This window comes from Persicobacter diffluens (assembly GCF_036244895.1).
Lineage (GTDB): Bacteria > Bacteroidota > Bacteroidia > Cytophagales > Cyclobacteriaceae > Persicobacter > Persicobacter diffluens.
Window position 1 is genome coordinate 109,745 of sequence record NZ_BQKE01000004.1, and the last position, 21,797, is coordinate 131,541.

15 protein-coding genes are annotated in these 21,797 nt (G+C 42.5%); 3 read left to right on the plus strand and 12 right to left on the minus strand.

All coding sequences use genetic code 11. From position 1 onward, the window contains the following. Positions 1-9: 9 nt before the first annotated feature. From AAA970_RS22725 to AAA970_RS22755, 7 genes are all read right to left on the minus strand, one after another. On the minus strand, positions 10-1,794 hold the full coding sequence (locus AAA970_RS22725; protein WP_338239177.1) for a sulfatase family protein: 1,785 nt from the start codon (positions 1,792-1,794) through the stop codon (positions 10-12). Positions 1,795-1,919: 125 nt separating this feature from the next. Then, a complete protein-coding gene (locus AAA970_RS22730; protein WP_338239178.1) occupies positions 1,920-2,489 on the minus strand; it encodes an RNA polymerase sigma-70 factor in 570 nt (189 codons plus the stop codon). 312 nt (positions 2,490-2,801) lie between these two features. Further along, a complete protein-coding gene (locus AAA970_RS22735; protein WP_338239179.1) occupies positions 2,802-4,706 on the minus strand; it encodes a sodium:solute symporter family protein in 1,905 nt (634 codons plus the stop codon). A 2-nt stretch (positions 4,707-4,708) separates the two neighbouring features. Further along, positions 4,709-6,124: a glycoside hydrolase family 30 protein gene (locus AAA970_RS22740; protein WP_338239180.1), complete on the minus strand. Its 1,416-nt coding sequence runs from the start codon at positions 6,122-6,124 to the stop codon at positions 4,709-4,711. 187 nt (positions 6,125-6,311) lie between these two features. Next, positions 6,312-7,478: a glycoside hydrolase family 130 protein gene (locus AAA970_RS22745; RefSeq protein WP_338239181.1), complete on the minus strand. Its 1,167-nt coding sequence runs from the start codon at positions 7,476-7,478 to the stop codon at positions 6,312-6,314. A 90-nt stretch (positions 7,479-7,568) separates the two neighbouring features. Beyond that, positions 7,569-10,640 (minus strand): glycoside hydrolase family 9 protein, encoded by a 3,072-nt coding sequence (locus AAA970_RS22750; RefSeq protein WP_338239182.1) that lies wholly within the window; start codon positions 10,638-10,640, stop codon positions 7,569-7,571. Between the two features lie 155 nt (positions 10,641-10,795). After that, positions 10,796-12,313, minus strand: coding sequence for an MGH1-like glycoside hydrolase domain-containing protein (locus AAA970_RS22755; RefSeq protein ID WP_338239183.1), 1,518 nt, complete (start codon positions 12,311-12,313; stop codon positions 10,796-10,798). Positions 12,314-12,429: 116 nt separating this feature from the next. Between AAA970_RS22755 and AAA970_RS22760 the strand changes: the two genes are divergently transcribed. Beyond that, on the plus strand, positions 12,430-13,203 hold the full coding sequence (locus tag AAA970_RS22760; protein WP_338239184.1) for a hypothetical protein: 774 nt from the start codon (positions 12,430-12,432) through the stop codon (positions 13,201-13,203). A 46-nt stretch (positions 13,204-13,249) separates the two neighbouring features. Here the strand turns inward: AAA970_RS22760 and AAA970_RS22765 are convergent, their stop codons facing one another. From AAA970_RS22765 to AAA970_RS22775, 5 genes are all read right to left on the minus strand, one after another. Continuing rightward, complete coding sequence (locus AAA970_RS22765; protein ID WP_338239185.1) at positions 13,250-17,590, minus strand: malectin domain-containing carbohydrate-binding protein; 4,341 nt, start codon at positions 17,588-17,590, stop codon at positions 13,250-13,252. Positions 17,591-17,899: 309 nt separating this feature from the next. Then, positions 17,900-18,052, minus strand: coding sequence for a transposase (locus tag AAA970_RS27855; protein ID WP_420916747.1), 153 nt, complete (start codon positions 18,050-18,052; stop codon positions 17,900-17,902). A 371-nt stretch (positions 18,053-18,423) separates the two neighbouring features. Then, positions 18,424-18,507, minus strand: a complete 84-nt coding sequence (locus AAA970_RS27860; protein ID WP_420916751.1) for a hypothetical protein — start codon at positions 18,505-18,507, stop codon at positions 18,424-18,426. 35 nt (positions 18,508-18,542) lie between these two features. After that, on the minus strand, positions 18,543-18,743 hold the full coding sequence (locus AAA970_RS22770; RefSeq protein WP_338239186.1) for a hypothetical protein: 201 nt from the start codon (positions 18,741-18,743) through the stop codon (positions 18,543-18,545). A gap of 327 nt (positions 18,744-19,070) precedes the next feature. Beyond that, on the minus strand, positions 19,071-19,268 hold the full coding sequence (locus AAA970_RS22775; protein ID WP_338239187.1) for a hypothetical protein: 198 nt from the start codon (positions 19,266-19,268) through the stop codon (positions 19,071-19,073). A 392-nt stretch (positions 19,269-19,660) separates the two neighbouring features. On the opposite strand from AAA970_RS22775, the gene AAA970_RS22780 reads away from it, so the two are divergent. Next, positions 19,661-20,836: an AAA family ATPase gene (locus AAA970_RS22780; RefSeq protein WP_338239188.1), complete on the plus strand. Its 1,176-nt coding sequence runs from the start codon at positions 19,661-19,663 to the stop codon at positions 20,834-20,836. 5 nt (positions 20,837-20,841) lie between these two features. Further along, positions 20,842-21,729, plus strand: a complete 888-nt coding sequence (locus AAA970_RS22785; protein ID WP_338239189.1) for a hypothetical protein — start codon at positions 20,842-20,844, stop codon at positions 21,727-21,729. Positions 21,730-21,797 lie beyond the last annotated feature (68 nt).

The window sequence follows — 21,797 nt, forward strand, 5'->3', positions numbered from 1 at the left end:
ACCGCCTCGTTACTTCCCCCTAAGCGGCTCGTTAAAAAATTTATTTTTTTGATTCTTTTTGTTTCCGTTCAAAGAAACATCCTGAATCAACAGCTCCTGCTCATCTACGAAGGCAAGGGTAATTCGCTCATTCTCACCTGCATCAAAGGTGAACTTTTTATCATTGCTTTGACCTAATAACTGGCCTTTATCAGAAAAAATAAAAAGGCTTTTAAAGGGGTTTTTACCCGAAATAACCTGCCCCTCCAGTATTACTTGAAGTTTTTTGACATTTTTGGTCATCAACGGATCTCCTTTTAATGATGGAGTCGTTGGACTTTCCTCGCATCCAATATGAATACCTTTGGCACGGTAATGCCCCAACTGGTCAAAGGTAATCGCTTTGGTGAATATTTGCCACCTCTCAGCCCCTATTTCCTGATAACCAAGTGAAACTCCTTGTTTACTATGTTCAATTTCAAATCCTTTTCCTTCTTTATAGACCCATCGAACGGTTCCTGATGACGGACGTTCGCGGTTAGGCCACATTTCTTGATAGATCTCTGGCTCTGGTGTAGCGCCAAGATCAACATTTTCCTGCTCCCATCTATCCAACGCCTTCCGCATTCGGTCGGCAACGGCTTGATATTTTGGATCATCAATCAGATTGTGAACCTCATCGGGATCTTCGGTAAAGTCAAAAAGTTGCTCGGCAGGTTTGGTGGGATTGAACCACTGCATTTGTATATCATTGAGCGTTCCCGCTTCCTTCATTTCAAGCATCTCGCGCATCATTGGAATATTCTTGCGATAGGCGACATCCATGTACCACTGCTTTTCAGGATAATAATTTTTGATATAAACAAATTGCTTGTCTCTTACCGCTCTTGAACGATCATATTGTTTATCCATGCGGTCGCGTGCAGCAAAAAGGTAAGTGGGTTCTTCCTCTTTGTTCTGACCAAGGAATATCCTTCCATCCATATATTTTTTTGGGGCTATTCCTGCGATATCCAAAACGGTTGGCGCCAAGTCCAAGAAGCTTACCAAATCATCGTTGGTTGTTCCTGCACCGTGCTGATCAGGGTAACGAACGATGAAAGGAACTTGAAGTCCTCCATTGTTGATCTCTCTTTTTTGTCTGGGCAATGGACCACCGTGATCGCTGTAAAAGAAGATGATGGTATTGTCCATTAAGCCATCCGCTTCAAGCTGAGCAAGTAACTTGCCTACTTCTTGATCCATTTCGAAGATATTGGCATAATTCCTTGCAATGTCATTACGAACCGTTTTGGTATCAGGGAAATAGGCAGGCACACGCACTTTTTCTGCAGGAATGATAAGCTCATGATCCGCATTTTTCCACAACATGCTTTCATGAGTGGTCATGATATTGAAAACAGAAAAGAAGGGCTGTCCCTCTTGTCGGTGGCGCCAATGCGCTTGTTTTCCATTTTCATCCCAGGCGGTGAATGGTGCTTTGAATTGATAATCTGTTTTATAATTATTGGTACAGAAATATCCTTCTTTTCGTAGATATTCAGTAAAGCAGTGGATATCATCTGGAGCAACAACTTCGTAGGGGTCTATTCCTTCAGGCGTAAACCAATTCACACGCATATTGTGTGCTCCGATTTTAGTTGGATAAACGCCTGTGATGATCGCCGCACGACTTGGTGAGCATACACCTGCCACCGAGCAGGCATTATCAAAACGTATTCCTTCGGATGCCAGGTGGTCGATATTGGGGGTTATCGCTATCGAATCCCCATATGCCCCGACATTACAGGAAATATCCTCACAAGTAATCCACAAGATATTTGGTTTATTTTCTTGAGAAAAAACAAGTTGGGGAAATAGAAATAGTATAAATAAAATAAGTTTATTCGTATGCATAATAAATGTATTTTTAATATATACGAATAAACCAAATCGATCCCCTACTGTAATTTGTGTTTTGGTAAATTATAAAGATCTTTTAAGCGATTTTTTATATGCTTTAACGAAAGCGTGATCTGATTTTCCACCGTTTTCTCGGAAATTTCAAGTTTTTGGGAAATCTCGCGATTGTTCAGGTGTTCGTATCGGCTCATTTTATAGATACTCTTTCTTTTGGCGGGCATTTCTTCCTCAATATCTTTGAGTAAGTCCTGCAATTCAGACATCACCACGTCATTATAAGTGGTGCTTTCCTTCATATTTTTGTAGCTGGCAAACTCCTGATATTTCCTTTCACTTGATTCTTTTTTGAAACCATCTAAAATCAGGTTTTTGGTCATCGTGAATAAAAAGCTCTTGAAGTTTTTCTCTGGATCGAGCTGCGCACGATTTTTCCAGACCTTCAGGAAAATATCCTGCAAAAGGTTCTCGGCCTTGGATGCATTCTTCACATAGGAAAGCGCAAAGTAATACACCTGCTTGTTGTAAATCGCAAACAAGCGGTCAAAAGCTTTCGAATCGCCATTCTTTAGGTTCAACACCAGTTCACTTTCGGGTAGTAATTGTGCCATTTACAAAAATATAGATCAAAAAATACATTAGTGGTACGATCAAAAAAAGGCTTCCCCCCAAGGGAAACCTAAAATAATGAATATTTTTTAAAAATATGACGAAAGTCCTGCTTAAGAGCATGTTTAAAAGCGCACCATCCGGCTGCAAATTCGAATTATTGGAAGCGAGTTAGGATTATTTCTCAACAATAGCGATGCTATTCTCTCAAAATAATCCTGTATCGCTTCTGCAATACTTCAAATTTTCACTAGAATTTTGGCTTTTAAAAACGCTCTAAGACACCGCAAAGCCTTTGATTAGATTTATTTATTTCACTGCTCAATTTCTTCCTTAATGTAGATTTCAGACTGCTTAGCTTGGCCTTCCTTCTCTGATGGTAATCGATCAAACCAACTGTATTTCAAAATAATAGACAAAACCCCTGCAATACCAAGGGCTATCCCCATGGCCGTCCACTGCATCAAAACCAAGTAGATAGGAAAAATCGTTAGGGCGGTTTGCCAAATCACACCAATGATGACATTGCTCATATCGCGTTTGAAATCATCATTCTTTTGAAGAGAAATTCCCTTGGACTTTGCCATTTGTCGAACAGGTTTCCAGAAACCCCATGGTCTGACCTTCTGATAAAAATCGATAAGCACCGAAGCTTCCGTTGAAGGAAACATATACGTTCCGATCAAACAGCCTACAAAAGAAATTCCAAGCAAAACTGGGAAGAAATAGAGCATCAGAATCGCTTCTGGAAGCTCTGGGAAAAAGCCTGGCAATATCAAAGGGAAAATCAAGGCAGGAATGATACCACCGATCATTCCGAAGAAATAACCATAGCCATTGAATCTCCACCAGTACCATTTCAACACATTGGCGGCGATGTATCCTCCCCAAAGGCCCGATACCAACCACTGCAAAACACTATTGATATCTTTGACAAAAATTCCAAAGAAGACACTGATCCCGACGATCAATAATCCTGACATATAGTTCAGAAAGGCGATCTTTTTCGGTTTTGGATCATGTTCAACATATTTCACATAAATGTCATTGACAATATAAGCCTGCGCAGCGTTCAACGTTCCCGCAAAGGTACTCATGAAAGCTGCCAAAAGGCCCGCCAACAAAAGTCCCATCAGACCAGTCGGCACAAAAAGACTGATCGCAGAAGGCAACAACTGCTCGAAATCCACCGCTCCATTGACCATCAGGTTCAGATCATCGAAGTACAAAATACCCAAGACTGCAATACCTGTAATCATCAGGTAGCGGGTAGGCAAAAGAATCACCGAAACCAAACCGCTCATCAAAGCACCTTCTCTTGGGGACTTGGTAGAGAGGATTTTCTGCATGTCGAAATTCGGTGCAGGTCCAGCGGCACTAACCAGGAACCCCTTACACAGCATCATCATAAAGATGATGGAGAACAATTCATAGCCATCACTTTTGATTTTCTCCTGTACCGCAGGGATCAGCGGTCGCCAATCCATCTCGAGGTTCCAACTAAAAAACGGAGACCACCAGCTATCGGGCACCAATAAACTACTGTCCATCAGCTTATTCATGGCGATTAATGCAATGACAATTCCAGACACTGTCATGATCAGGTACTGAATCACATCTGTCCATACAATCGACAGCATTCCCCCAGCAAGTGCATAGAAAATCGCAAAAATTGTCAATGAGATGCCATAAAAATGAGGCACATAGGCAGGCGCTACATCAAAAGGAACATAAGGACTCACTACCGACCATGGGATAAACAATTCGACAAATTTCCCAAGTCCGACAAAGCCATATGCCATAAAACCCAAACAGTTAATGATGGCAAAAATAACGACAATCAGGTGGGATAATTCTGCCCCACGATCTATTCCAAAGCGGCTTTTTATCCATTCTGCCCCAGTGGTCGCGTTGGATCTCCTCAACCAGATCGAGAGGTAAACCATCAAAAACACTTGATTGAATACTGGCCACAACCACGGTAACCAAACACTTTTCAGGCCATAAATAAACAGGATGGAAACCATCCACATGGTTCCTGAAATATCGAACATGCCCGAGGCATTCGACAGGGCAAGCATGTACCATGGCACACTGTTTCCTCCCAAAAGGTAACTTTCTTTACTGGCTTTGGCTCTTTTGTTGAGCACCAGCCCGATCACCACCGTGGAGAGCAAATACACCACGATGATGAATAGGTCTAACTGTTGGATCGCCATGATTAATGGTTGATTTTTTGAGAGAATGGAAGGGAAAGAATGCTGTGTGCTGGTAAAATTACCTTATGATTTTTCCCGTCAATGTCCAGTTTGAGGTATTGATCCTGATCCGTTGTGTTTCCTCCAACAATTGTAATTGCCCCATCTGGATTCTGGAATGCCAACACCTTCAAATCCTTGTTTGCATCTACAGAAAGCATATGTGCACCCTTCTGAATAAGGTGAGAAAAATGTTTCATAATAAAATATTCAGGATTGTAGGTAACAGCTTGCGTATATCGATCAATGGAGATCATGCTGTTTTGTCGCCACATCCATGTACTCAAACCGAGATCATCCAAAATCATATTCCAATACATATAGCTGTTGGCCCCTTGCTTGAAAGAAGTATATAAAAGATCAAAAGTATGCTCTGCCGTAAACCAGTTATTCAATCCATTATTACATTCGGACTCTGTTTGCATAATCTCGAATTTGGGGTAGTTCTTTTTAATATACTCAATGCTTTCAATACCATCCCACTGTACGCCAACACCTTGCGCTTTTGAGTTCTTCATTAACACGTCCACATATTCCACTGAATCCATATTCAAAGTACCGTAAAGTACACTAACTTCTGGATGGTCATTAGACAAGGTAGGAATCAAATAATCTTCTGTAAAGCGGTGCAAGTCCTGTGGTGTCCAAACACAGCTCGGAAAAAACTGATTCGCCTGTACTTCATTTTGTGGCTGAACGGAATAGATCTCAATCCCTTCCTGCTGATAAGCACTGATAAATTTGGAGAAATAGTTGGCATAAGTTGTCAAATAACGATCCTCCATGATGAATCGGTTATTAGCATAGACTTCCTCCATATTATCACCATATAAAGGTCCCCAATGCATGTTCGTTGCTCGTCCACCATAATGACGGTTGTGCTTCATCCACATTGGTGGCGACCAAGGTGATGCCCAAACCTGCAATTCAGGTGCATATTTTTTGGCGAATTTGATATATGGAATTAGATTTTTCTTGTCTTCTTCTATATTGAAATGTTTCAACTCAAAATCCCCATTTACTTCATCAAAGCTGTACCATCTTACTGAAAAGTCATTGGCACCCAAAGGCATTCGGCAAAGGTTAAAAGCAGTTCCTTCATCCGAGAACAAATCGGCCATAACCTGCTGTTGTTCTTGCTCAGGTAATAGGGTTAATGCTTTATATCCCAAGGCATTGAATGAGCCACCAAAACCATAAATTTCCTGCAAAGGATGGTTAATATTTACCTTTACTTTTTCAACTTTAGCACCTTTTGGGAATTTCACCTTCTTGGAAGGTTCCGTATGCCATTGCTGACTTTCATTGGTAATTATTCTTTCTTGTGCTTTAGCATAAAATATGCTGCAAAAAGAGATTATAAAAAATAGATATCGCATATTCAAAAATGATTATTTTTTGAATGTAATACGATCGAACAGGGACTTACTCCCAAAGGGATTTGATAAATTATGTAAATAAAAATGGTCGTAGCGAGACGCTACGACCAAGATTATTTCAAATTTATACTTTTGTACCTGACGGTACTTACGTTGCATGCAACATCCGTACATTATTATCTTTAAATCAAACCAACACGGTTTCATTTTGCTGAATCAATGCAATGCGCTGTGCTACACTATCTGAGCTGAAGTAAGGATCTTCAGGCGTGTTCAAGCAATAATCCACCAACTGATCGACCGACGAAGTCGCCACATGAATGCGGGTATCCGAAGAAGCATAGTAGATAAATATTTTACCTTCCTGCTCAATCCATCCATTAACAAACAAAACGTTGCCCACATCACCTACTCTCTCGCCACCTTCAGGTGCCATGAAGTAGCCACCCGGGCGGGCAATAACTTTGGTCAGGTCCTCCAAATCGGTCATGAACATGTACAGTACATAGCGCAAACCTGCCGCTGTATTTCGAACACCATGTGCCAAGTGCAACCACCCTTTGTCTGTTTTGATCGGTGCAGGTCCCTGCCCATTTTTTACTTCCTTGATGGTATGGTATTTTTTTGGATCAAGGATGATTTCTTCCTTCACTTCCGCATTTTCCATGTTTTCAGTAAGCCCAAAGCCGATACCACCGCCTTTACCAGTATCGATAAATCCATCCTGTGGACGGGTGTAGAGTGCATATTTTCCATCCACGAATTCAGGATGCAGTACCACATTTCGCTGCTGCCCCGAATAGGTAATCAAGTCAGGCAAGCGCTCCCAGCTTTTCAAATCTTTGGAACGGATGATACCGCAAGCGGCTACTGCTGAAGACTCATCGCCAGCCTTGGCATCAGGATCTTTTCTTTCAACACAGAAGGTTCCGTAAATATAGCCATCCTGATGTTGGGTCAGGCGCATATCATACACATTCACATCACGGTCTTCCAATTGAGGAATGGCGATGGGCAATCCTTCAACCTCAAACTGATCAACCCCCGTTTGGCTTGATGCCAACACAAAAAAGCTTTTTCTGTCATAGCCTTCCACTCGCATCATCAGGTAGAATTTTCCTTCGAAAAAGATCGCACCAGGATTGAAGACGGCATTGATGCCGAGTCTTTTTGCCAAATGCGGATTCGAGGATTCATTCAAATCATAGATCCACTGCGGTGGGAAATGCGCAGGAGTGAATACTTCATTTTGGTAACGTTGAACGTATCCTTCAGTGCCGTTGTCGGGCTGATTTTGCTTGGACACCAATTGTTGGTGATTTACTAAAAGTTGATTGACTTTATCTTGAAACATGGTGATTTTATTTTTTAATTTTTTGTTATGTGCAAGCGGATGCTTGCATTAATGTGGGTCGTAGACAGGAGCCTACGACCAGTAATTTAATTACCGAACAATCATCATTTTTTGGGTATGCACCTTTGTGCCAAATGCTACCTGCAGGATGTAAAGCCCATTGGCAACGCCTTGAAGGTGCATTTCTGAAGCATTGAATACCTGCTTTACCGTTTGGCCCTGAAGGTCGATCAATGCTGCATGATCAACTGATTTGACACCCGAAAAAAAAATTTCGGAGGTGGCTGGGTTGGGGTAAACCGCTAAGTGTCTCAATGGTTCATTGTCCAACACACGGTCGGTAATGGTTATATCATATACTTCACTGCTAACTGCAGAGGCCGTCAGTACATTGGTGATTACCTCCATTTTCAGTTGATGCTCGCCTACTTCCAAACCTTTCAACTCAAACTCGATCGGCAACACCTCTTTTTGTGCTACCAACTGATCATCCAAATATAGCTTTGCTTCCTTAATGCCTGTGGTGGTATTTAAATTCCCGACAACGATCAAGGTAGTATCCTGATGGATTTCCTCCTCAATATCTTCTGAAAAAGAAAGCTCCAAGGCTACTGCATCTACCACTTCTACCGTTACAGCTTCTTCCTTTGTTGAAATTTGCTCATTGGCAAAATCTACCTCCATGTAAATTTCATGGGCTCCTTTTTCTGTAAATGAAAATTCAGCAAAACCTTGAGCGATCTCCACAGCTGTCAATGTTTTCGCCAATTCACCGTTGATGAACACCCGTACGGCAATAGGCTGTTGTTGCTTGTTTTTGGTCAAATAATGAAGCTGAATTCCTTTATTGATCTCGATCACCTGATGCATCATTGGAGCAGTCAAAACCACCCTTTGCGTAGCATTGCGATCCACTGTTTCCTTGTTCGGCACCAAGAAACCGTATGCCATTGCCGCAGGGGCAATGTTCTGCCAAATCGTATATTCGTTCGTTACGATGGTGTATCGGTTCGGGAACCAACATTCGTGGCTTGGCCACAAGTAGCGCTCTGGATAGATGTTTTTATAGTTAAAGCCAGGCTGATTCACACTGTTTTCACCCGATTTCATCCACTGTCCCCACGTGTGATAACCGTAAGGTACAATGCCAGGAACAGGCTCCTCCTGATCATCATAGAAGCTGTCCAAGTGGAATACTTCAGTAACAGGATCGGCACCAAGGCCCGTGACGTATGTTTTGTTCACCGCATTTCCACCCAAGAAATAATCGGCTGTGGTGCGGGCATAATCCAAATATTCTTGCTGTCCTGTGGTGGCATAGGCGAAGTTCAACAACGTATTGTACGGCGTTGTTCCGTGCCCTACTGCATGGTAAGTATTTTTATCAAAAGAGGCCAAACGTGAAGCACGCTGCGATCCCGTGGTTACCAATTCATCAGCCAAATCAAAAATGAAATGATGCACCGTTTGGTTCAATTCCTCATCCTTGTTTTCATGATCTGCCATCAAATAGCCCAACAATCCCATATGGTATCCTTTGGTTCCTTCATCTCTTGCCCGAGCTTCATAATCAGCTTTAAAGTGTTGCTGAAAGTAATCCAACCCAGTATAATAATACATCCATGCGGCAGCACGTAAACGACGGTCTTTCAACTTGCTATAATCGCCTTCTCTCCAGTTATTTTCTGCCCACTGATACGCTTCCGCGGCTTCATTGTAGTAACTCTGACTGCTGAAAGTGTTGCCTGACAACTCCAAAGCTGCTGCAATCTGAACCATCGCTGCCGCATAAGTATAGGAGGACATTGGGTCTTCGGCATAGGTAAACCATTGCATGTTCGGGTCGCTGCTATCTTTTACCGATCCGTAGCTGCTCGGGTGATCGTTCGCTTCTACCCCACCAATAATACCACCAGTAGGTCCCTTGCATCGGCGGAACAAGTCAATTCCCCAAATCGCTTCATCAATAATATCAGGAATGCCATTGCCACTTTCGGGAATATTCAAATCGCCATCAACAAATTTCTCCGGCGCCAATAAATAATGCAAAGCGAACAAGCTGCTCACAATCATGTGTCGAGCCTGACGGTCATAATCCGCCGCATCCATCCATGCGCCCCAAGCCTCAGGCATCTCCACATTGGTTTTATTCTCCACCAAATCCTTGAACCAGCTGTTATGTCCCTTGCGAATATCCATAAAACGGAAATTCGAATAATGTACCTTGAAGTTATCAACCCCCGGCATGTGATCCACACCTTTGGTCCATTGGGTATGCTCTGTTGTGCGCGCAGGACCACTTCGGTGATGGTAAAGACCACGAGTCGTTACATAATAAGCTTCCTCATAAGCATTGGCTTTGATATGAAAAGGGTAAGATCGTCCAATCCCTTCTACCTGCAACACATAGTCACCAGCCGTGCTGAAGTCAGAGAAATTACACTCATAAACATCCGCCCGAGAGAACAATTTCCCATCTTCGAAAACACGACTGTCAGCCTGTTCAACATTATCCGTTGCCTGCTGAAGCGTGGTGCGTAATTGTACTTGCCCCGTAAAAACGACCGAGCCCGATTGTGCATCCACCAAGTGAAAATTTGATCCTGCATAATCAGAAAAATCAACCATCGCCTGATCTCCCATCCACTGATAAATGTAACCTACCTTAAAATTGGCATCTGGCACGAACCCCTGTTGGGTAATGTGAATGGATGATGATAATTGATCATTGGCAAAAGTCAGATCAAAGGTATGCTCATCCTCTACCAAATTTTCCTCTATCATCAATTGATAATCCTGCCCTGTCACCAAAGGCTGCTCAAATTGAAGATAAAGCGTATGATGATAAATTGGCGTATGTCCTTTCCAGGTCGCGCGATGAATTTTGGATTTTCTGCCAATCACCGATGGAGAATATACCTGATCGTCAGAAAGATTCTTCAGTTGGTAGTTTTCAAGCAAAACAGCCTGATCAACATTAAGGGGCGTTTGGTGGACTTTATCTTGACCAAACCAACTGCCCTCGCCAGCGTACTCGACATAGCCATCAACAAATTCTACTTTGATGATTTTGTAGGTTACAAAAGTGATGTTCGACACCTTGCTCGCCCACGATATGGAGCTGATCAGCAAAAGGCTGAAACATAGACTAAAAAATCTCATAGGTTTATGTTTAATATGTTTCTTGATTGATTATCCATGGAATAAATTCCATGTCTTTTACAAAAAGCCCCGTCAGGGCTGATGTGCCGAAGGTACATTTTCATTAGCCTCGGGTATTTTACCCGTGGAGAATGAAAAAGTATATTATCCCTACATCAGGCACCTTTATCACCCTCAAGCACAACCCTCACCTGATGCTTGCCCTTCAGTTTTTTTGGAATAAAATAAACTTTCTCATCATCAAGGAAAACAGACTTCACCTTTTGACCTTTGCCTTGAAGGCGAATATTCAGTTCGGCCTCAGCAAATCGCAATCCCTCCAACTCGATGAAGCTGCGGTCCAAGCATTGATTTGGTTTAAAATACAGCCCATTTTCTTTCACGGTCAGACCGAAAATATCAAACAGAAATAATCGCAAATAGCCCGTTGCTGTCCACGTTTGTTCGTGTGTAGATTCCCACTCACGGATCCAACCCTTTTTGAAACCATCTTCCTGCAAACCACCATAAGGCAATCCCGTGTCAGGATGATAGATCTCACGGCATTCGCCATCACGGATAAAACACTTAGCCATGATATTTATATTGTCGATGAATAAATCCTCTTGTGCATTATGTAAAGCAGCGCTTCCCCAAAAACCAAGGATGTGCCCCCATACGGTTCCGGCATGTCGGCTGTAATGCCCTTCTTGATTGTATCGATCATAGGAAGGGTAAACACAAGGGAGGCCAAAAGTGGTCAGTTGAATATTTTCAAAAATTGCCTGACGCTGTTTTTGGGTTGGAATATCAGTGAGTAACAACATCGAAATACCCAAGCCTTCCTGACGGTCATTCACGCCCCAAGGATCAATATAATAATTAAAGGTTTGCTTCTGCTTGTTCCAAAACTGCTGCTGAATGGCTTTTTTCAATGCTTTGGCTTTCTTCTGGTAGCCATCGTTAGGCAGGTCTTTTTCCTTGGCCAAAGTCGCCAGGGTCTGATATACCTGATAATACATTACGTTGGTAGAAAGCACCATCATCGGTAAGCCCCCACCTTCGCTCTTTAGTTTGGGGTTATGTTCCACCCACTTGGTAATGGTACAGTTCCATTCAGTACCTGTGTATTCACCCGTATCCGTGTAGCGGGCATCGTAGGCTGAAACGCCGTCTCCATAAATGGCGCCCCCTCGGAAAAGTCCTTTTTCCTGATCAAGTTCAAGGCTTTCTTTTTGTTTCAAAGTACGGGTAATCACTGGCCATGCACGGCTCAAAAACTCCTCATCCTGCGAAGCCCGGTAGTAGGCTTCGGCACCGAGTGCCCAGATCATATTGTCCCAATATTGCCCACCGATCAGGGTATCGTTTTGAGAGGAATGCTCACAAACCGCCCACAGGGTTCTTTTGATGGCCTCTGGCCGCCAAAAGCTTGTTCCGTTGATAGTATTGATCGAAATATCGCGGGTCCAGGGTTGGTCATAATCAGCACCGGCCTCGAGTAAAGGCGCTTCGCTCATACGATCGGTCAGTCGTGTTTTTCCCTTTCTGAGGTTGTTGTTCAGATCTTTCATGGCAATATCAAAACCCATGACCAGACTGTCATTTTCAATATTGGTTTTGATTTTGAAGGTATTTTGAGCCAGCAACAGGCTTGCCCAAAGACATAAAATACAAGTAAAAAAATACCTCATGGTGTATATAGTGATGTCAATAAATATGAAACCATACGATCAACAGGCGATTGTCCCCCATTGGGCTTGGGGGAAAAAAGGGAAAAATTCGTATCATTAACGATCAACTAATAATCATGATGAAACGATTTTTTTATATACTAATGGGTTTTGCGATGGCTTGCTGCCAGCCCAACACCACCAAACAAGCGACCCAAAGAAACGAAGCTGCCTATGTGGTTTTCAATCAGAAAGACACCACCATGGCCTATGTTACATCAGACACCACCGCCCTTGAAATCATTTCTCCGGCAGGAAATACATTATTATACACCTTTAACCCTTTTGTGCCGAGCAATAAATTTGTTCCCTACAAAGGTGCATTGACATTAGGTGAAAACCGCATTGTTTCTTTTGTGGAAGTCAACGCAAAACAGGATACCTCGGAAATTAAACGAGCCTATTTCACCAAGTTCGTAAGACCTGTGAAATTGGCGCACGGAGTATTGAAAACTACTTTTATGCAAGAGGAAGGAGCTTCGAAGCTCAAGGAAAGTACGCCAGTAGCTACAAAACATTTGTTTGAGAAAAGTCAGGAAGAGGTCTACACCAAGGTAAAGGGATTGATTTATATTCCTGCGGCGGGAGATTATCGTTTTACTTTGGGGCACAGCAAAGATGCTTCTTTGTTTGTGATTGATAACCCTTTATTGGAAGCAAACGGAGATGCAATGGATAGCACGATTTATATGCAGCCAGGCTTTTTCCCGATGGAGATTTATTATACTTCCGATCTGGCGCAAACGCCGAAGGTGGGCATTCATTCCAAATATATTGAATATGATCAGATCCCAGATGGTTTGTTTGTTTACAAAGTAACCGACCCGAGTGGGAATGAAATCAATATTTAATATTGTAGGTGCAGGGCATGCCCTGCACCCACTATATTGTTCATTATTATCGTTTAATCATTTTAATCATCTGCTGATTCATTCCATCAGTCAATTGAATAAAATAAAGCTGACCACCAGCAAGCGAAGCAGTATTGATCTTGAAGTTGCCTTGCTTTGATTCCCCTTCCAACATTAATCGACCTGTTAGGCTGAAAATCTTAAATCGAACAGTTTCATTTGTATGGTCATCTTGCCATTTTACCTGCAACTGATCCGAAAACGGATTTGGAAATACGGTACCTGACGATTGCTTGACAGGTGCATTCAATACTCGACAATTCGAACATTTACCCACCACCTTCAGATTCGGCGCATTCGAAGCATTTCCATCATTGGACCAATATTGTCCATAACCCGAAGTAGCCGTAATCGCTGATACCTTGAAAGCCATTTGTGTGCTGATTTTCTCCTGAGAGATACTAACGGTCGCCCATTCTCCATCCGTTGGCATATCAAAAACACCAATTACATCTGCTGTACCTTCGCTGAAAGTATTCCAAGTTACAGTTGAGGGATCAAAAGTATTTTCAATCAGGCTCAACTGATGCTCACCCGCTTTCTGTACTTTGGATTTGATCTGAAAATCCACCGCTACCACTTGCTCGAAATCACTCAAATCGAATTGTAATAAAGCCACACGCTCTGCCGGTTCCGGATACTGATCCGCAGGCTTGTATTGCACCCGCAATTCCTTTGCTGAGGAGAAGTTTTGACCTCCCTGCTGTAAATCAATATAAGTATCACCTGTCGGACGAACAGAAAACTCCTGTAACGTCCCATACACTTGAATACCTTCCGAAGCCTCTGACTCCTGACCTTCCGCATTGACTGCTTTTACAAAATAAATAAAATCCTGTCCTTGGGTGATTTCACCCGACCAGTTATTTTCAGTCACAGGGGTAGCATTTTCTAAAACAGGTGTTCCGTCAGCTCCTACTTTTTTATAGATATTAAACTTTAAAGAAGCATCCTCAAGTGCTGACCATTGAAGGTTCACCGTGGTCAGATCCTGCTGAGCCGTCAGGTTTTGTGGAATGGGCAACAATTCCTCCTGCTCTACGGTCTGTACCAAAATCGCATTGATTTTTCCTGAACGCTCCACACCCGAAACGGCAATGTCCAAGGTGCCATCGGCTACGGTTACCAGTTCAGTGATATCATGTGCGGTCTGATAACCTGCCACGGCAAACAAGTCCAGATTGGTCATTACTCGATTGCCTTCCACGTCCACATTGAAAATTCGTTTGCCTGCTTCCTGCCATCCCAGTTCGGCCATTTTGAAAGTCAGTTGGTACGTACCATTTTCCACCGGGATTTGATAACTGAAATTCTCGCCTACCCTTTCCGTCTGATAAATCGCATCTTCTTCCGTTCCGGCAATATCAGTTGAAACCTCATAACTGCTTCCCCCTGTAAATAAATCATCCGCCAAAAATAAGTAGCCCTGGGCATCCTGATGATTTCCACCACCACAGTTCAGTCCAATCACATAATCACCTTCACTGACGCTACCACTGAAAAGGGTCAAAACCTCGGTGGCTTTTTTTGCGCCCGCCTTGTCGTAAACTTCCGCGATAAAGGTATTTTTTCCCAAAGACAAATCCACCTCATAGGTATAGTCAGGGCCATCCCGATCGGTATGCAACCATTGCCAGTTGCCTGACCAGAAAATTACCCGATCAATATCCTCGGCACCATTGTTATCTGCCACGGCTACCGACAAAGTAACCGTATCGCCCAATGGAAATTCTGTGCTGTCCGCAGGTGAAAGCCAGCTGATCGTAGGCCTGGCATTGATCAAAATCTGTGTGCTTGAGACATGCTCCAACCCTAATTGATCGTTGATGGTCAATACTGCCGTATAGGTTCCATAATCTGCATAGGTGTGTTCAACCACCGCCGCATTGCCTGTGGTGCCATCACCAAAATCCCAATGAAAGCTCATCTGCCCACCATTTGGGTTTTCAGAGTTTGAAGCATCAAAACGCACTTTATGGTCATTTCCTTCCTCTGGGAAAGAATATTCTATCTTTCCCACGGGCTTAAAAGTAACCACTGGAGGAAGATTAGCGCCCACATTTGCTCGAACGATTCCTCGTCCACCCGTGGCAATAAACACTTCACCAAAAGTCTGACGGCTCGCACTCATGTGGTTCAGAATCATTCCAAAATTATACTCATCGTCATCGCAACGGCGCCACTGCTGCCCATCATCCAATGACATGAACAAGCCCTGATCGCCATCCACACTTGCAATGGTATAAATCACCATCGGATCACCATCGTTCTGTGGTTTACCTACGGCAACAGATTTTGGGTTAGATAATCCCCCCATCTTCGTCCAAGTGTCGCCACCGTCCAAACTTCTGAACAAGCCATCTTGTGGCAAACTGATCCACAATTCTCCCGCCTTTTCATCCACAGATACCAAGTGCACCCATTGCGCCCAATATTTATTAGGCTTACCCCAGATGTTTTCATGGTTTGGGAACTGATAAACCGCCTCGAAATTAGCCCCGCCATCAGTAGAACGGTACAGGGTTGATTTTCTTTTATGAAAGAAATAAAAAGTATTCGCTTGCACCTTATCCGCCACGATGATGTGGTCATGCACCCACCAATTATCAATCGGCCCAGGGTTAAAGCTGATATTTGTTTCCTGCCAGTTTGCTCCCCGATCTTTAGTAAAATATAGGGGAACGGTTTGTGGTTCAACTTCCCAGGCATTGTAAGCAGGTACAATGACCATATTATCCAACGACTGCGCTGACACCGCTGCCTTTCCGAGCGTGATAGGGCTTACAATAGGGTTTGTCGTGGTTTTGGTCCATGTTTCCCCACTGTTTTCAGACCAGTAAATTTCACCGCCAGAGGTCTTGGAAGTCAATAGACGCATCATGTGTTCAGGCGTTGAAGCAACATAATCCAAGGCTGTTGATGCCCAGTCTGAAGGCTGAAGCGGTTGTGTCGGAAATTCATTCAGGTCGTGGTGAGCAAAACCATCCGCATCGGCTGCTCCGCTGAAAAGCGAAACGGCATTCGGTGCCGGTGGCGTCAGGGTAGTCATCATCACCAGCTCCTCAACACCTTTTACCTTGGCGGTCCATAGGATATTCTCTTTTTCCTCCCATACATTTTCCGTATGCCAGATTCCAAAACCATCTGCCATCCAAATTTGGTTGTCATCGGTGATGTCAAAGAAAATACTGCTCGGTCCGGTAGCAAAGAAATGGTCTTTCCACCACTGCGGCTGTATTTTTTTATCACTCGATGGTGTTGGGTTAAATTTCTCCCACACTGGTGTGGCATCATTGGCGCTAACGGTTCGGTACATGGCCTGATTCGATCGGTTTTTCCCTTCCGCTACGATGATCTTGTTGTCGTCGTCCATCGAGATGGCAATCGCCCCGTACGGACGGCTCGCCATATTGGTGTTCGGTGATTTATCTACCCACACATTGTTTTGGTAATGATAAACACGGCCACCGCCCTGTTGTTGCGGGTCACTGCCAATTGGGTAGGCCGACGACACCCACAATTCCTGAGAAGCATTTAGAAACATTCTTCGTGGTGTCTCCGGGCTGTTTGGCATCTTCTCGAAAGTCTGTCCGCCATCGGTACTTTTGTAAACACCTTCTTCGTAAGCACCAACATAGATCGTTCCGCTGACTGTTTTTCCATCGATAGTTGTTGATGTACTTTCATCAAAAACAATATTCCGCACCCCAACGATCTTTGCCGAGGCAGCTGAGTTCTTGGTGCCATGAGGAATATCTGCTTGCTGTTGCCAGCTCTCTCCACCATCACGACTGATCCACAGGCCAGCCTCTTTTGTTCCGGCAAAGATAATGTCTTCATTCAGCGGGTCTACTGCCAGGCGTTCACCGATATAGCGGACATCGCGCTGATTACTTTCAAAAGCTTTTTCCACCGGAAAATTCAAGGGAGTCCAGTGCCCTCCCTGATCCGTTGATTTCAAAATATCATTTGGGTCCACCGCGTCAATGGCATTACCAACGGCAATAAAGATCAAGTCAGGATTGGTCTTTGCCAAGGCAATGGCATCTACATTATTGTAGGCCACCTGATCGACGGTCAGACCGTTCATCAGCTGAATCCATTCTTGCTGGGCATGATCAAAGCGATAACAGCCCCCCACATCGGTACGGGCATAAAGCAAAGAGGCATCGGTTGGGTGCTGAAAGATTCCAGTAATGTATCCACCACCACCAATGGTTACAGAAGAAAATTCAAAGGGGTCATTTTGGGCATTGGTCGTGTGCTGTAAAAAAAATAGACACGAAAATAATAGCGCCCAGAACGTTCCTGGTCTAAGTTTACACATAGGTATTCAGTTTAATTTAAAAAATATATGAGTAGTACGCGCAGCCTACCTATTTCCCCTATAATAGTCCTCATATTTTCAGGAGGTTCTTACCAAAGCCGGATTACATATGCTTAAACCTGTCCTATTGTATTACCCTTAGTCGTGGTCTGCTTTGTTTATTTTCCAACTTTTTCAAGTTTCATTTATGCCATCAGCTTCTTGGGCTCAGTCCGAATTTCTTGGCACAGCAACTACCCGAACACTTTCGTAATTCTGAAATTCAGATAGGGTAAATCAGAAACACCCCCTTTAGTCTTTCAGGAAATGTTACAATTTAGCATTAAAGAATTCCGGTGCCGCATTAGAGTTTAGCAACTTGAAATAATTCACAATCTTTTCAGAGCTTTCATAAAAAATAGCCTTCAATGATTCAAAGGGTTTGAAGCCACTCTTTTCCGTCTTTCCATGCCATTGTGCCATTTTTGTCTAGGCGACTCCAGGAGTTATTTTTTGCTCAAATATAGCTCTCAGCCCCATGTGCAAATCGTATGCCTTTTTGATATCAGGGTATTCGGTGAACAAAATTTCAGCTCTTTTTTTGGGGGAAGCTATCCATTTGCTACTGACTTTAAACTAGGCTGTCGAAAATCCTTTAATGTGAGGAAAACACCACCTGTTCTGATCACGCCAGAGCCATTTATCAGGAAGAAAATCAGTCCGAAATATTCGACAGCCTAACTTTAAACAACAAGTACCGTGCTCGGACAAGCAGTTGTTTTTTTGTATTACCATTGGAGTAGAGCTGTGCGTGGTGTTTTCTCCCCTGTTCATGAGCTTCTTTTATGACATTCCTATTCAATAGCCTCCCAACGATGAATTATTCGGATCTTTTGCACTGCCTCTGAGACTAATTGCTGAATGTGAAATCGATCCAATGTGGTGTCTGCATTTGCAAAACACCTTTGAATAATCAGATCATACTCGGAGACAGATAAGCGGTAATCTCTTTATCCCTATCTCGCAATGACTTGGGAATCTGTCGGATTTCATGAATGATTTTTTCGGATTTAGTCCCTTTTATGATGGCTACAATGCTTCTTTTTCGCCCTTTGGCAGATAGAAGAATGGCATAGAGGTCACAATTACTGAGACAGGGTTTATCAATTCCCATATAAGCCAAAATATTTTTCGAAATTACGACGCCTTCCTCTCCTTATTTCTTATCCTCTTTGTCCTAGGATCGGAATTCGCTTAAATTTTGTTTATAAGAATGGCTGAAATTCTTGGCTGACACCCCATGTGATGAAGCTCCAGGCTGGCAAAGGTGATAGAATGATTATCGATTAAGTCCTCTTAAAAAAGCTGCGAATTCCGGAATTATTCGACTTCCTTTAGCTATTACGCTCCCATTCCTACTCACCTTTTTATTATTTCCTTTCTCTGCCCATCATCAATGACGAATACTTAGCTAAACTTTCTATCTACGAATGGGAAAGTCCTAAATCTTACGGGCATCATTGAAGCCTCTAGCCCAGAGTTCAAGCCCCTCATACTCTTTTTGATTTATTACTTTTTTATCCAAGAAAATGATGATGCTTCCATCTTCCTCTCCAAAATTGAGAATATCAAAAAACTCCCAAATGCCTTCCGGCAAAAGTAAACTCACTAACCACTTGTTAAAATCCATTTCACTCATGTCGCAATTTGTACCTTTATACAGAAATGACCATAAATTCGGTGTGATCCGTTTTTTAGGCCCTCATCTGTCCAAAATTGGCTAAGATAGCTCTCCCCTCAGTCATCTGCTTGTTTGAAGGAAAATGCACCAGAAAACTATTGCTTTTATTTGCTGCCATGCAATAAGACGGAATTTTAACATACATCCTTATGATTAAAATCCCCTACCCCTTCAGAACCCCTTCCTCCCGGTCAAAGACGTCACACCCCCCCTAACTAATATCAATCACACCCATTTCTATCAATTTGAGAGTGAATCGCCAATTTTTCTTTCCAAAAACAAACTATTTATCACAAAACTATTTGTTTTGACAATTTTTATTTCCAGATTGCTATCAAATTGATAGCAACATGAGCCTAAACGAAAAAATCAGGGATCTGCTTTTGCAGCGCAAGGAAGTTTTAAAAATGAAACACCTTGCAAAAATAGCCAACATCAATGAAACTACTTTAAGTAAGTTCACCAATAATCAGAGGGATTTAAGCGAAGAACAGATTGAATCCATCATAGGCTATCTGGAGGAGTTTTATAACTTCGACCGAAATGAAGTTGAAGATCGGGCAAAAATAATTGCTATTTATAACAATAAAGGTGGCGTGGGCAAAACAACCATATGTCATAATATTGCCGCCTTTTTCAATATTTTAGGCAGTCGGGTTTTATTAATAGATGCGGATCCACAGGGTAATCTTACTGATTCCGTTCTTGGAGAGGAACCACATGAGGCCTACGAAACAGGGGAAATCAAAGATCTGTATTATGCCTGTGAGTCCAAAGCGATGGATCTGGAGGGAAAAACCAATCATGATCCTGTTCATGTAGAAGATATCCTTATTCCGATTTATCCGGAGTTGGAGGGTCAACGTTTCGATATCGTCCCCACTTTTGATAAACTGGAACGACTACAAAGCAGCTTTCCGGATATCATTTTTGATCAAAGCCGGAATCTTTTCATTGAAACCCTAAAGCCAATTTTGGGGAACTATGATTATATATTTATCGATGGTGCACCGGACAAAGGAATTTTAGGTCGACTGGCATTAGGTGCTGCTGACCATGTGATCATTCCGGTTTGGCCCAACCAACGATCAGTAAAGGGAATTAAAAACCTTTACAATATGTTACCTGCACAAAAGCGAACGGATAATTACAATTTGGGGACGGTGATGAATTCCATTTTTACCACCTTCAAATTTTTCAGAGATGAAATGGATGCTTTCCGGAGCAATATGAGCGAAACCTTGCCGGTATTTGATCAAAGCATCCGAATGAATCTTCATATTGCACAAGCCAGTTTATTAAGGGTCGACATTTTCCGATTTGAAAAATTCTACCGTAATGAGGGAAAGAACGTTTCCAATGGTTATGCTGACTTCCTTCAATTTGCCTATGAATTAATGATCAGGTTAAACCTCATAGATGAATCCTACCCCTATAAAGACTTTAAATCTGATTTTAAAGAGCTCTTACAAAATGACCCTGTTAAGCCAATTTATGTAGACGAATACGAAGAGAGTGAATTATAGCCCCCATGAAAAATATAAACAGATTAACCAGCGCAGTCAATAATAAACGTTCTCAACAGACCGTCAAGAATATTAAACCTATTCAAGACAAACAGCAGGAATCGTTTAAAGAAAAAATCAAACTTCATCCTGTATTAAAAGAATGGGGTATTGAATTAAATACTTCGGAACGGAGTCATTTAAAAAATGCCATCGTCAAAGCAAAGAAGGTCTTAGATCCCCTATTACTTGCGGAAATTGAAGGGGAAGTATATTTAGTGGATGGGCATAACCGATATGAAATCATACAAGAATTAGATCTTCCGGCTGCAGCATGGGAGGTTGCTTTACTGCCTTGGGTAAAAAGTATTCAGGATGCGGTAGATTATATGATGGAATTACAGCAAGGCCGTCGAAACTGGACCAAACAGGATCTAAGTTTTATCCGTGGGCAGGCCTATGCGCATAAAAAAGATGCTAAAGCCATCGCGAAGCAATATAAGGTAGGGGAGGCAACAATATTTAGAGACTTCAACTTTTTCAAGGGAATATCCAAAGCACCAAATGACATTCGGGTAGCTTACCTTCATAGTCATGAATTCGCAGATGACTTGTCCTGGTTAAGTCATGTTGGAATGGGACATTGGCAAAAGCTTGGTCAACAAGAACAGATGGAGTATGAGGAGTTTTTTGATAACCTACTCAATAAGCCTCAGAAAGAAAAAAACAAAAGTACGGTTAACCAGACGGAGAAATTAATTGCTACCGTAAGCAAGTTTGAAAAACAATTCAAAAAGGAATTCGAAAAGATTGAGCATATCGACTTCCAAAATGATAGCGAGAAAGGGGAGTTTGAAGAAAAAATAAGGCAATTGCAGGAATATCTCTCCTCATTGAAAACAAAAATACGGTAAAGAACCCGTGATTTTAACATAAAAAAGCAAAAGTACGGTCAAAACAACCGTACTTTTGTTTTTTGTAC